The following is a 13002-nucleotide window of genomic DNA, read 5'->3' as shown; positions in this document are numbered from 1 at the left end:
TGTATACAAGATTTGAAAAATTATCGTAATCGAGATTTGACGGCTTCTATAAATGTGAGTGGAAAAGACATCCAAAAATACCATTTATTCCCATAATACCTAAAAAGTATTTTCCAAGCATTTTTTACCTTATATCCCTTTCTATTTCCGACATGCGATACGTTCTCTGACGCAACATTTTTTCGCCTTATCAAAAGCATCCAGTTAAATACAGCGATGTATTTTTTCATAATATCTTTTTTTACATACTCATAACATTTTTCAGTGACAACTCCCTTTTGCACATACTCCGTCCAAATGTTAAGAAAACTCTCTACAAAGACCTGATAAAAATTATACCCTCCATTATTAGAGAAATCCACACCACTTTGCATTACAGATTTTCGGACAAAAAGATTCTTGTTTCGAAGCGAAGCAGACATTATGTAGAAAGGAACTTGCAACAAATGTGTTGGTATGTATCTTTCGCAATTTTCAACAAGCGCAACAGATTCCTTCAAGAAAATACAGCCGCTCATAAAAGTAATCCAATAAGAAACCGACTCCAAGAAATCGTTATGATTTGAGTATTCTTGAATTTCAGATGAGTCATCATCACTCTTTACAACACTTAAATGAATTAATCCATAATCCCCATGTTGAATTAAATCTAAGATATACGAAATAGAACCATCTTTCAGAAGATCATCATCGCCTAACAACCAAATGTATTTGCCAGATGCCCATTGCATACATTTGAGGAAATTTCGTGCAGCACCAACATTTTCAGGATTCCTACTATAGGTAATCGGCAATCCCTGATCAATAAATGATTGGACAACCTGCGGCGTATCATCATCGGAAGCATTGTCGGAAACGAAAATTTCAATTTCCGATGAATCAATTGACGTCAATTGTTCTCGGAAACTATTCAACGATGTTGATAAAATCTTAGCACGATTCCATGTCGGAATGCATATTGAAAGTAACGGTTGTTTAGTCATTGTGCCATTCCCTCTTTTTATGACGATAAATGCAATTAACCCAAGCTAGCGAAACAAAACGGAGCAATGCAAACGCTATTGTAATGCCGTAAACACCATATAGATTTCCAAATGTAATTGTTGATACGCAGCATAATATTCCGACAACAATAGAATTAAGCAACAAGGGTTCTTTTTTATGGCATCTTAAATATGTCGCCCAACAATTTATAGGGAACATTGTCCATATAGCCCAGGCCATTAGACTCAACGGAAGTATCGGCAAAAATCTATCCCCAATGTGGATTTCAAATAGCATAAAATCTATTTTTTGAATAACATACATAACAATGACAAAAGATATCAAGCACGAAGTCCCTACAAGCATCATTTGTTTCATCGTTTTGCCAAAAAGCAAATCTAAATTTTCATAATCCTTCTGCGCAATGAATCCTGAAAGTCTAGGCACCTTTGTGTTAATCCAACTTTGCGTTAGCGCCTGTAATCCATTGAGAGCTGCCAAAGTCATACCCATTTGTCCTGCAATTTTCGCCCCCTCAGTCGCAAACAATACGGGATTAAACAATTGAAAAATAAAATATCCACTAACCCAACTTAAAGCTATTCTCCATTGGTATGGGAATATTTCTTTCATATAAAGGACTTTTTCTGATTTATAATCATTCCAAATATTTTTCAAGATTTTAAAGAACGGAGATCTTACAATAATTACAGCAACAACAAAGACCCTTACAAAAGCATCGGCTCCAGACACAAACAATTTTCCACCAATAGAAAGCCCACCCCAAACAACAATCGGATGCATAACTTGTTGAACAAAACGCAACTGCGCAACTTCCTTGACTTTTCCGAGACCTTCCAAAAAAGCCGTAATCGGAGACAGCAATAGGTTAAACGCAGTTCCAACAGCAAGTAGAAGCCAAGGCAGCAGCCACTCTATATTCCTGTGTTCTGCACTGTACTTAGAGAAAAAAAACGAACCAAAAACACCTAGCGCGACAAATACAAGAATTGCGACAATAAGATACCATTTTGCACAGAATTTCAAAAGCGAAGAAAGTCTTGACCGATATTTTTCTTCGCCTTCCATTATATATTCAGGATTCAGCTTTAAATGTGACGCTTCATGAGCAACAAACTGAGTTATGACGCCCGTTAGGCCTAACTCAAAAAACACCTGCAAAGCAACAATACTGCCAAATGTATAGTAGAAGCCCTGCTCTTCCGGAGAAAGATTTTTGGCAATGAAAAATACCGTGAATAAGGCCGTCGATATCGATAATCCGCGACTCAACAAGGTGAAAAAAACCGCCTTGTCTATACCCATTTTCTGCGTTATAAACGTTCTAAAGCTCATATCATCTTGATGATATCGACATAATTTCCGCAAGTTCTTCTGGAGGAAGCAACGGTTTCATATCTTCCAAAGGACGAGACGCCATTTGTCCTTCGGGAGTCTTGTAGTTCGCTTGACGCGGAACAATTGGCTGATCAGGATCAACCCACACCATTGTCAACGAAGGTCCACTGAAATTCAAAGACTCTGTAATAACCCTAGCCATATCATCTATTTTCTTCAATTCAAAAGTCTTTATGCCATAAGCTTCCGCTACACCGCGTATATTACCAACGGTCAAGCCACTTTGGCAATCGCAACCGACATAATGTTTATTAAATACGTTTGTTTGCGTATTTCGGACCGTTGAGTACCCCTGATTATCAAGGATAAACATCTTTATTGGGAGATTATCTCTACGAATCACTTCAAGTTCTTGAATATTCATGACAAAACCGCCGTCCCCATTCACTAGAACAACTTTTTTTCCTGTTGCATACGCGCCACCTATAGCAGCAGGAAGGCCGTTACCCATAGAAGACAATCCCTTCGTCACAAATACGCCCTGATTTTTCTTAGCATTAAACGCTTGAATTGCAGCATCTACACAAGTTCCCGCCCGACCTCCAACATATACATCATCGGCAGTCATTTGTTTTGAAAGTTCATCCATAAAATAGAATGAGTTTACATATTGAGAATTCTTCAACCATTCTGGATTCAACGATGGATACTTATCATTCCATTCTTTCCCCTTTGCAATCCATTGTGTATTATCATTTTGTTTCAAATCATTTCGATTCAGTAAGCTTCTAACAAATGCACCGGCATCGCAGCACATTTTCATATACGGATGTAATGTAGTTTTCTCAAGTTCAGCTTGATCAATATCAACCATCACATGTTTTGCATTTCTTGCATACCCTGCAAAATTAAACCCCGTTTGCAAAAGAGCTAATCTAGTGCCGATAGTAATCAAAACATCCGCATTCTGAAGAACAAAATTGGCCGCTCGTTGACCGACAGCACCCGGTCTTCCCATATAAAGAGGATGGTCGCATTCTAGCAAATTCATTCCATTCCAATGAACCAACACCGGAATATTCAATTTTTCAGCAAGCTGTCTGAATTCATTTTTCGCATTAGCAATATTTATACCATGACCAACATAAAATACAGGACGTTTAGCATTATTCAGTAATTCGACAACTTCATCAAGCTGGTCCTGTTTAACAAAATATCGCGCTGTTTTTTCTGGAATAAACCCATCAAGAGAATCTTCTTCTACACGACATGCCTGAACATCGACGGGGATATCTAACAAAACTGGTCCTGGTCGCCCTTCTTTGCACATATAAACAGCCTTTTCTAATTCGTAGCGAATCTTCAACGGGTCTGTTATGCAAACTGCATATTTGGTTATCGGTTTGGCAATATCAACAATTCGAACTTCCTGAACCCCCAACTGTCTCAAATTTGGATCCTGAGCCATATCAGCCCTTTTTACTTGTCCAGTAATAACCAACAACGGTGTAGATTCAATCCAAGCACCAGCAACACCAGTCAACGTATTTGTCGCAGCAGGTCCACATGTAGTGCAAGCTACACCAATATTATTCGTGATTCGAGCATAGGATTCCGCAGCAAACGCACACGCTTGTTCATGCAGCATACACACGGATTTGATTTTTTGACAATAGCCCATTGAATCATCTATATGCATAGCCATTCCGCCTGGCAGCATAAAAATGTGTCTAACGCCAACAGATTCAAGAAATTTCAAGATATAATCGGAAACTTTTATCATATTTTACTTTTTCCACCTAGAGTCTATTTCGGTTACGTCGATATTGGATTTGTAGTTTTTTTAATAGTGGGTTCATGAACAACCATATTCATTACCGGTTAAGTTAAAATATATCCTTTTTTCTTGTTAAGTGGTATACCCTTGTGGTCTAGGCAGCCTGTTTTGACAGCCTATATTCCACCGGTGTCATGTAACCGAGCGAACTATGGAGCCGTTTCCGGTTGTAGAACAGCTCGATGTACCTGAAAACGGCCTCCCGCACGTCTTCGATGTCCTTGAAGTCTCGCCTGTAGGCCATCTCCTTCTTGAAGCTTGCGAAGAAGCTTTCCATGCAGGCGTTGTCGTAGGGGCAGCCCGGGGCGCTCATCGAGGGCGTTATCCCATTCTCCGAGAGCATCGTGCGGTAGCCCATGCTGCTGTACTGCACGCCACGGTCGGAATGGAAGATTAGTCCGTCGTGATGGCCGCGTTGCATGATGGCATTGGACAACGCGCGCTTGACAAGTTCCGTGTCGATGTTCTTGCTCACGGCATAACCCACCGCCTCCTTGTTGCATAGGTCAAGTACCACGGCAAGGTACACCCAGCCAAGCGTAGTCTTGACGTAGGTGATGTCGCCGGCCCAGACGGCGTTCAGACTGTCGGGATCGAACTTCCGCTGCACCAGGTTCTCGCTGTACATGGAGTCACATTTGCCCTTGCGGTAGGGTTTCCATTTCTTGAGCGTGACCGGATAGAGACCGTTCTCGCGCATGATGCGGCGCAGTTTCCACACCTTTACCTCGTCACCCTTGTCATGGAGTGCCGCCTGCATCTTCGGGCAACCGTACACGCGGTGGTTTTCTTCGAAGGTGTCGCGGACCTTCTGGACAAGCCGTTCTTCGCGGGCCTTCTTCTCGGCACGTTTTTCCTGCTGGCGCGACCACTGGTAGTAGGAACACTGCGGTATTCCTAGGGCTCTGCACATCTTCCTGACTGAGTATTTCTTGCGGTTCACGTGTATCGCCTCGCATTTCAGTCGTGTGGTCGCATAAAGATGTGCAGGGATTTTTTTAGGATCTCTACCGTCTCCTTCTCGTCCGCAAGCTCCTTTTCACGCTTCTTCAGGAGTTTTTCCAGTTCCCTGTTCTTGGCGGCGAGTTCCTCGACGGACACCTTGCGGATTCGCCGTTCCTCGCGGTAGCTCGGCAGGTTGTGTTCCTTGCGGTACTCGTTTACCCACCGACCGACTGTATTGGGCCCGATTCCGAGTTCCTTGGCTATTTGGTTTGCTGACTTTTCGCCTTTCAGGACCAGCTTGATGACCTGTTCCCTTGTCTCGGAGCTATAGTTGATTTTTGCCATTGTTTTACCTTTTGGGGGTTGCGCAATGAATATAGTAGCTTATGCTACCCTCTTATTAAACTCCTGCATGGTCCACCTTTTTTTTCAAAAAAAACAGAATCCGTTCGTCCTGACATTTTTATGATTATTTTAGCAATATCCGATAGCAAAAAAGTTTCATCTATAGCCAAATTATAATCATGATGAGCTAACGGATTCAAAAGAGCGTATTCTATAATAGGCAAAACATCATTAATGTCAATGAAACTGAACCGACAATCCTGACGAAGTTGTATGGGCATTTCCATAATCGCTTTAACACACAAATTACTTATGATATTTTTTGTAAAGCGCTCATATTTGTCGATTGTTCCAAAGAGTCGCAAATTATAAATATTGGAGCTATTTACGGCGTCAATATTCATAATATATTTGCCCAATCCATATTTATTTTGAGGAATTCTTTTGCCAAAATCAACTTCCGAGGCTCGAATAATCGGTGCGCTTTTATCAAATTCAGCACCACTTCCAAAATAAATCATTTTTTTCATTCGACTAGCCTGTTTTGCTAAAGAAAAATACATTCTAAGATTGCTTTCCAATTCCTCATCAACAAAATGACCATTATGAACTGATGTTGGGCGAAATGTTGCGCAATGGATTACGTAATCGATTTTATTATTGTTGAAATATTCGGTTACATTGACATCATTTGTTAAATCTAATTCTGTACTGCTTGGCGTTAGCAAATTAAACTTATTTGAAAAATACTCTTTAATCAATTTTCCCGTTACGCCACGTGGACCAGCACCAGTTATGAAAATAGTTTCCATATTGTTACCCAACAAATTTCTCAATTTCTTCTACACAAAGATTGTACACATTTTCGTTTTTATAACGTTTGTACCAATCGGCTACAAGAGCCAAACACTGTTGCATATACAGCCTTGGTTTCCATCCTAAACGGGTCTTGGCCTTGGTAATGTCCAGCATCAGCAATTGAGCTTCGTGAACAGCGTTAGGATTAGAAGAGTCCTTCAATTCGCCCTTGCCAAAATTTTTGACCAGTTCTGTTGCAACTTCCCAAACTGTAGAAACGGATTCCGATTCAGGGCCAAAGTTCCAGCCTTCGCAATATTCAGTCGGTTTATTCCACATTTTCTGAGCAAGCAACATGTAGCCAGAAAGAGGTTCCAGCACATGTTCCCACGGGCGTACCGACTTGGGCGAACGAATATCGATTGGCTTGTTTGCTTCCAGAGCTCGGATACAATCGGGAATAATTCTGTCAAGAGACCAATCGCCACCACCAATCACATTGCCCGCACGAACGGAGGCTATCGATTTGCCATGCTTTTTGAACTGTTCCGGGTTAAAGTAGCTCCGACGCCATGACTGAATGGCTATTTCGCAAGCCCCCTTCGAGGAACTATACGGATCATAACCTCCGAACGGATCGTCTTCCCTGTAGCCACGAAGCTGTTCCTTGTTATCGTAGCATTTGTCTGTGGTTATCATCACACCAACCTTCACACTATCGGTGGCACGAATCGCTTCGAGAATATTGATCGTCCCCATGACATTTGTTTCATAAGTTTCTACGGGCTTTTCATAGCTCAAACGGACAAGAGGCTGCGCAGCCAAATGAAAAACAATCTCCGGCTGGTATTCAGCAAAGATATCTTTCATTTTCTGTAGGTCTCGAATATCCGCACGAATATCGGCTTTAATTTTTGAGCCGATACCGCTCAAGACAAAATTATCCTTTACAGAATTCGGTTCCAACCCGACGCCAATCACTTCGGCTCCAAGTTCATGAAGCCAAACAGAAAGCCAACTACCCTTGAACCCCGTATGACCGGTTACAAGCACTCGTTTGCCTTTATAGAAGTTATTGAATATGTCTATCATAACTCTACCATTTTTTCCACGGAGCCCGATTACAAGCCAAAAGCTTTTCCAAGCCTTCCTTTTCTCTAATGTTGTCCATGCACTGCCAAAAACCCGTGTGCGAGTAAGACATTAGCTCACCATCACTAGCAAGTTTTGCCAGCGGCTCTTTTTCAAACACGCAAGTATCATTCGTGAGATAATTGAATATTTCAGGTTGCAACACCATATAACCAGCATTGATTGTAACACCGTCATTCACACTTTTTTCACGGAAAGACTTGACCGCATTGTTCCCTCCAATATTGAGAACACCCTTGTCTTGAGCTAATTTGACTGCAGTAAGCGTCGCTATTTTACCATGACTCTTATGGAACTCAAAAAGTTTATTGATGTCTACATCGCAAACGCCATCTCCATAAGTCATAAAAAAAGGTTCATTCCCAATGTATTCCTGGACACGTTTGATACGTCCACCAGTCATCGTATTGTAGCCGGTATCAACAACAGTAACTTTCCATGGTTCGATGTGGCTATGGTGAATCGTCATTTCATTTTTATCGTTGCGAAAATCAAAAGTCACATCAGAATTCTGCAGGAAATAGTTCGAGAACCATTCCTTGATATACTCTTGCTTGTAACCGGCACAGATGATGAATTCCGTATGACCATAATAAGCATATTCCTTCATGATATGCCACAAAATAGGCTTGCCGCCGATTTCAATCATCGGCTTAGGTCTAAATGCTGATTCCTCAGATATTCGGGAACCAAAACCACCTGCCAAAAGAACTGTTTTCATAAATCATTCCTTTTTTTTGCCAGCATTTTTCAAGAATGCATCAAAGTTCACGCAAACCAATCTATTTTTCTATTAGAATTTCGCGCAATATTTCCGCCCCTTTTCGCCAACTGTATTTTTCAAGAACAACATCAGCAGATTCAATAGGAGTATTCATCGCCACATCCAAATCCACATCAACACAATGTGGATTGATATACCATACAGTTTTACCAAAATTTTCGTGCATTACGGGGATATCAGAAACTATTACGCGACAACCCGTACTAAGCGCTTCAAGAGGAGGTATTCCAAATCCCTCATAAAAAGACGGGAAAAGGAAGGCTTTGCTATTTTTCATCAAGAACTTAATTTCGGAGTCAGAAAGATACCCCAAAAAGCGTACATTTGAAGGCAAAGGTGCATCAACCTTTCCAAAAATTTTTCCATCCGAAGATCCTGAAACAGCAAAGATATCTTTCGGATGTTTGGAAGCATATTCATAAACCCATTTCAGATTTTTATGAGGAGCTTTAGTTCCTAGTGAAAAAAAGTAATTTCCCTTTTCAAGGCCAAATTTCAAAAGTGTATTTTCATCATCTTGGATTTGTAGCATATGTTGCCATCCTGCCCCCACATTCACTATTCGATGTTTGGCAACACCAAAAAAATTACACAATTCGTTCTTTGCAAAATCCGAGTCTGTAAAAATTTTCTTTGACCACTTTGAACAAATCCAGTGTATTATGTAATACCAAATAAAAATTTTTTTCGTAAACCATTTGGGGTTCTTTTCAACATTTGCATCATAGATAAAAACATAATCAGGCTTTAGAATCGGGGCGACATGGCACATATGTAACGCAGGTAATCCCATTTTCAGCGCAAAAAAAGGCATATATATTTGGTCAAATATAATTGATGCTTTTATATTCGTTCTATGTATTTTGATATTTTGGAAACAAGGGACATCGTGCGCATCTTTAGGCAAAACCAAAAGAACATCACCACACATAAGCATAGGGTCCAATGCATTCAGCATTTCTCTCGCATAACGCTGAACTCCAGTTATGCGCTGCGAAAAGAACTTCCCATTGATGATTATTTTCGCCATGTTTCGAACATTTCCTTAATGGTTTCTTTAATATCTGTCCCCGGCCAGAATTCCTTAATGCGGGAATTATCCGCACATAGATACGGCAAATCCACTGGGCGGAACTTTTCGGGATCAACACACACTTCTACGGGACACTTGCAAGCGAGATGATATAATCCAGCAAATCAGAAAGTTTGTTAGCCTTGCCGGAACCGACATTATAAACAGTATATTCCGTATCGTTCTCCAAAAGTTTGCGATAGGTCGTCACGACATCGCGGACATCGGAAAAATCACGCGACACAGCCAAGTTGCCCACGAATATCTTCCCAGGCTTGCCAGTTTTCTCAATATCGGCAATTTGCTTCACGAAACTCGGCAACACAAAGTTCGTTGTCTGGCCGACTCCCGTATGGTTAAAAGAACGGGTGCAGACTATATTCATCCCATACTTTTTACGGTACAGTTCAGCAAAGTTTTCCTGAGCGACTTTCGTAATGCCATAAGGATTGCTCGCTTCAAGCTTATCATCCTCGTTGAGCGGAGAATCTTTCGGAGCATATTCCTCGGCAGAACCGACCAAGAGAACCTTGGCTTTGGGGCAATGTTTTTGGACCGCGTTCAGAATGTTGAGCGTTCCGCGGACATTGACTTCCAAAGTTGCAATGGGGTCTTTCCATGATGCGCCAACAGAACTGATGGCGGCAAGGTTCACCACATAATCAAACATCGCTTCGGAAAACTTCTTTTCCAGGGAATCGACATCAAGGATGTTCAATTCGGGAATATCGGCAGCATAGACTCGATGCCCATTGCTTTCGAGTTCCTTAGTCAGATACTTGCCGACAAAGCCTGCAGCCCCAATGACAAGCGTCTGTTTCATTAAATCTTGCCTTCCGCCAAGAGTTTCTGGTCATTTTCGACCATACGCTTGATGAGTTCCGGATAGCTGATTTCGCGCTTCCAACCAAGGGTCTTTTCTGCCTTGGACGCATCGCCAATGAGCAAGTCGACTTCGGCAGGGCGGTAGAACGCCGGATTCACCTTGACGACAACCTTATCAGTTCCCTTGAGAGTCGCGTATTCATCGACACCCTGACCATGCCATTCAATAGCCATACCAGCAGCTTCGAAAGCGAGGGTCACGAATTCGCGAACCGGATGGGTCTCGCCAGTCGCAATGACAAAATCATCTGCCTTGTCCTGCTGCAACATGAGCCACATAGCCTTCACGTAATCCTGAGAATGGCCCCAGTCACGCTTGGCATCAAGGTTTCCGAGTTCGAGAACATCCTGCTTCCCAGCCTTAATTTTTGCAATAGCGATGGTAATCTTGCGAGTCACAAATTCAGCACCACGACGTTCAGATTCATGGTTGAAGAGAATGCCGGAGCAGGCGAACATGCCATAGCTTTCGCGGTAGTTCTTCGTAATCCAGTGACCATAAAGCTTGGAAACACCATACGGACTACGCGGATAGAAAGGGGTTGTTTCGTTCTGCGGAATAGCCTGCACTTTGCCGAACATTTCACTAGTAGATGCCTGGTAGAAACGAGCCTTGGGGCGGGTCAGGCGGATTGCCTCAAGAATATTCGTCACGCCGATGGCATTGATATCAGCCGTAGAAAGTGGAGTTTCCCAGGAAGTCGTCACAAACGACTGGGCAGCCAAGTTGTAGATTTCATCGGCTTCAGAAATTTCAAGCGCACGGATAAGGGACGCCAAATCCGTCATATCACCAAAAATAAACTGAACCTTACCCGACAAGTGAGCTGCATTGTTGAAATCGAGTTTGCTCTTGCGGCGAACCAAGCCAAAAACCTTGTAGCCCTTAGAAAGCAGAAGTTCTGCCAAGTAAGAGCCGTCTTGTCCAGTAATGCCCGTAATAAGAGCGTTCCTGCCAGTTTTATTCATGTTGTACCTTCTTTATGCAAAAGACTAAAAACTTAGAATTGTCTTCAACCAATTTCTTAATGAATATTTCTTATACAAATCTTCCGAAATGTCCTTGTAAGGCTTTTTGAAAAAAGTACTTTCAAAATCAAGCGATTTATCAGTTTCAAAAACCATCACATTTGCCTCGTCATAAAAATCGTAATATTTTATATCTGCATTTGACGTAATCATTTTCTTCTTTGCGCCCAAGCATTCCAAAGTACGAATTGTCAACCCAGTTTGGCCACCCTGAGGAGAATCTAAAACGCATTTTGACTTTTCAAAAACCGCCATCATTTCTTTCGCAGCGATTTTATCTAGTTTAAATTCACTTAATTTGGCATTTTTATATTCGGGAGCAGTCAATTTATGGTAGATGTACTTTAGTTTTGAGGGCATATAGTGGTATATGAACTGTTTAGGCCATATCGGCTTCAACGCCCTCGCTATTTCATTGATATTCTTGTACTTTAAAGGATGCGCGGTCCCTACATAGGAGCAATCGTATTCAAATTTTTCACAAGAAGCCTTACTGCCAATATCTTCATACATTCTAGTATAAAATAGTGGCAAGAAATTGTATTTAGAATCGCGTTTGCAATCATAGCGATCAAAGGAATACAGTTTGTCAAAATAAGGATGAATAGAGGTTGAATAAGGCAAATTCTTTTCAGAGTCCCACTGGTACATTACGAATTTCGCCTGCGGGTTCATATCCTTCATCTTTTTCACCATAGTGGCAGAAAAAGCGAAAGTCATGCCACCAACAACGAATACATAATCGTATGACTTCCCAGAAATAAAGGGCAAGACCTTGTTCTTGAAATATCGCTTTGTGAAAAAACGAATGAAACTCTTATTGATTCTTCCTAAAGCCTTTGAAACATTGGAATTACTGGGGGCATCGCAGACATAGTCTACGTCATACCCCATCCTTTCCAATTCCGCAATAATTTCTTTGTAGTAACCAAAGAAAACCGGAGCTATCAGCAAAACTTTCTTAGCTTCATTCATTTTTTATTCTTTAAGATTTTCTGAATTTTTTCGTCATTTCCCCAAACAGCCTTAGAATCGTATGGCCTATCCGGGAAAGCCCCATACTTGAGCTTTATGGAATAATTGTTTTCTTTGATAAAGCGTTCAACACGATCTGCAAGTTTTTCCGGATGACCAGAGCAAATGTTTATGATTCCATTGATTTCGCTTTGGCTGACGGCCGCAGCCACCTGCCTGCAGAATTCTTCATAATCAACGAAATCCCACTGATTTTGCCCCATCGTAAACGGGAATTCCGTTTTTCCTTCCTTCTCGGCAGCCGTAATCTTTGAGAAAATAGAGCAGCCAAACTGAGAGTTGCCTACGATATAATAACCTCTTAACCATTGGAAAGGAATCGAATGTTGCGAGGCCAACAATTGAGTAATACTACGCAATGCGTTTTTGGCTATACCATAAAGACTCATCGGATTGCATGGAGTATTTTCATTGATGCTGCCTTCGAAAAAGCCTATTTCGTGCATAGAGCCCATCACGGCTAATTTTTTCACTCCAGATTCCACCATTTTCTTGATGAAATTGTAATGCTTCGGAAGGTCATCTATATGAGCATTAGAATTGTGCACAAAACCATCACGCCAAGCCAAATGCAACAAGATATCTGGGCGACCAAAATATTCAAAAGGATTGTCAACTTCAAATAAGTTGCAATCCATTTTGGTCGCACGCTCGTCGACATATTGGGTTTTAAAATCAGCCGCAACAACAGAATGTCCGTTATCAAGAATTGCCTTTACAATTCCTTGGCCTAAATATCCATTTGCTCCAGTAACTAGAATTTTCATATCTCACCTT

The 13002-nt window shown here is 41.4% G+C and carries 13 protein-coding genes; all 13 read right to left on the bottom strand.

Annotation, left to right across the window (positions count from 1 at the left end):
- Nucleotides 1–20: 20 nt before the first annotated feature.
- Nucleotides 21–983, bottom strand: a complete 963-nt coding sequence (locus tag CRO08_RS02250) for a glycosyltransferase family 2 protein (RefSeq protein ID WP_097034878.1) — start codon at nt 981–983, stop codon at nt 21–23.
- Nucleotides 976–2340 carry a lipopolysaccharide biosynthesis protein gene (locus CRO08_RS02245; RefSeq protein WP_097034877.1) on the bottom strand — a complete coding sequence of 455 codons (1365 nt, stop codon included), beginning with the start codon at nt 2338–2340 and terminating at the stop codon, nt 976–978. Before CRO08_RS02245 ends, CRO08_RS02250 begins: the two co-directional genes overlap by 8 nt.
- 1 nt (nt 2341) lies before the next feature.
- Nucleotides 2342–4126 (bottom strand): thiamine pyrophosphate-binding protein, encoded by a 1785-nt coding sequence (locus CRO08_RS02240; RefSeq protein WP_097034876.1) that lies wholly within the window; start codon nt 4124–4126, stop codon nt 2342–2344.
- 148 nt (nt 4127–4274) lie between these two features.
- A complete protein-coding gene (locus tag CRO08_RS02235; protein ID WP_176495013.1) occupies nt 4275–5123 on the bottom strand; it encodes an IS3 family transposase in 849 nt (282 codons plus the stop codon).
- Between the two features lie 17 nt (nt 5124–5140).
- Complete coding sequence (locus CRO08_RS02230) at nt 5141–5470, bottom strand: transposase (RefSeq protein ID WP_097034692.1); 330 nt, start codon at nt 5468–5470, stop codon at nt 5141–5143.
- Between the two features lie 44 nt (nt 5471–5514).
- Entirely contained in the window at nt 5515–6282 is a 768-nt protein-coding gene (locus CRO08_RS02225) for an NAD-dependent epimerase/dehydratase family protein (RefSeq protein WP_097034875.1), read from the bottom strand.
- A 4-nt stretch (nt 6283–6286) separates the two neighbouring features.
- The gene (gene rfbG, locus CRO08_RS02220) at nt 6287–7360 is read right to left on the bottom strand and encodes a CDP-glucose 4,6-dehydratase (protein WP_097034874.1); all 1074 of its coding nucleotides are present in this window, start codon (nt 7358–7360) and stop codon (nt 6287–6289) included.
- 4 nt (nt 7361–7364) lie between these two features.
- Nucleotides 7365–8141 (bottom strand): glucose-1-phosphate cytidylyltransferase, encoded by a 777-nt coding sequence (gene rfbF / locus CRO08_RS02215; protein ID WP_097034873.1) that lies wholly within the window; start codon nt 8139–8141, stop codon nt 7365–7367.
- Nucleotides 8142–8202: 61 nt separating this feature from the next.
- The gene (locus CRO08_RS02210) at nt 8203–9234 is read right to left on the bottom strand and encodes a glycosyltransferase family 1 protein (protein WP_097034872.1); all 1032 of its coding nucleotides are present in this window, start codon (nt 9232–9234) and stop codon (nt 8203–8205) included.
- Nucleotides 9235–9361: 127 nt separating this feature from the next.
- Nucleotides 9362–10099, bottom strand: coding sequence for an NAD-dependent epimerase/dehydratase family protein (locus CRO08_RS02205; RefSeq protein ID WP_097034871.1), 738 nt, complete (start codon nt 10097–10099; stop codon nt 9362–9364).
- Entirely contained in the window at nt 10099–11130 is a 1032-nt protein-coding gene (gmd, locus tag CRO08_RS02200; protein WP_097034870.1) for a GDP-mannose 4,6-dehydratase, read from the bottom strand. Before gmd ends, CRO08_RS02205 begins: the two co-directional genes overlap by 1 nt.
- 24 nt (nt 11131–11154) lie before the next feature.
- Entirely contained in the window at nt 11155–12165 is a 1011-nt protein-coding gene (locus CRO08_RS02195) for a hypothetical protein (protein ID WP_097034869.1), read from the bottom strand.
- Nucleotides 12162–12992, bottom strand: a complete 831-nt coding sequence (locus CRO08_RS02190; protein WP_097034868.1) for an NAD(P)-dependent oxidoreductase — start codon at nt 12990–12992, stop codon at nt 12162–12164. Before CRO08_RS02190 ends, CRO08_RS02195 begins: the two co-directional genes overlap by 4 nt.
- Between the last annotated feature and the right edge of the window lie 10 nt (nt 12993–13002).

Source organism: Fibrobacter sp. UWT3 (assembly GCF_900230125.1).
Lineage (GTDB): Bacteria > Fibrobacterota > Fibrobacteria > Fibrobacterales > Fibrobacteraceae > Fibrobacter.
The sequence above is the reverse complement of the archived record's forward strand: the minus strand, read 5'-3'. Positions and strand labels throughout refer to the sequence as shown.

What these genes read in the sequence shown, in the direction of transcription:
- CRO08_RS02205 (WP_097034871.1), bottom strand. Translation starts at nt 10,099, where the DNA reads ATGAAACAGACGCTTGTCATTGGGGCTGCAGGCTTTGTCGGCAAGTAT.
- CRO08_RS02190 (WP_097034868.1), bottom strand. Translation starts at nt 12,992, where the DNA reads ATGAAAATTCTAGTTACTGGAGCAAATGGATATTTAGGCCAAGGAATT.
- gmd (WP_097034870.1), bottom strand. Translation starts at nt 11,130, where the DNA reads ATGAATAAAACTGGCAGGAACGCTCTTATTACGGGCATTACTGGACAA.
- CRO08_RS02230 (WP_097034692.1), bottom strand. Translation starts at nt 5,470, where the DNA reads ATGGCAAAAATCAACTATAGCTCCGAGACAAGGGAACAGGTCATCAAG.
- CRO08_RS02250 (WP_097034878.1), bottom strand. Translation starts at nt 983, where the DNA reads ATGACTAAACAACCGTTACTTTCAATATGCATTCCGACATGGAATCGT.
- CRO08_RS02195 (WP_097034869.1), bottom strand. Translation starts at nt 12,165, where the DNA reads ATGAATGAAGCTAAGAAAGTTTTGCTGATAGCTCCGGTTTTCTTTGGT.
- CRO08_RS02210 (WP_097034872.1), bottom strand. Translation starts at nt 9,234, where the DNA reads ATGGCGAAAATAATCATCAATGGGAAGTTCTTTTCGCAGCGCATAACT.
- rfbG (WP_097034874.1), bottom strand. Translation starts at nt 7,360, where the DNA reads ATGATAGACATATTCAATAACTTCTATAAAGGCAAACGAGTGCTTGTA.
- CRO08_RS02225 (WP_097034875.1), bottom strand. Translation starts at nt 6,282, where the DNA reads ATGGAAACTATTTTCATAACTGGTGCTGGTCCACGTGGCGTAACGGGA.
- rfbF (WP_097034873.1), bottom strand. Translation starts at nt 8,141, where the DNA reads ATGAAAACAGTTCTTTTGGCAGGTGGTTTTGGTTCCCGAATATCTGAG.
- CRO08_RS02240 (WP_097034876.1), bottom strand. Translation starts at nt 4,126, where the DNA reads ATGATAAAAGTTTCCGATTATATCTTGAAATTTCTTGAATCTGTTGGC.
- CRO08_RS02245 (WP_097034877.1), bottom strand. Translation starts at nt 2,340, where the DNA reads ATGAGCTTTAGAACGTTTATAACGCAGAAAATGGGTATAGACAAGGCG.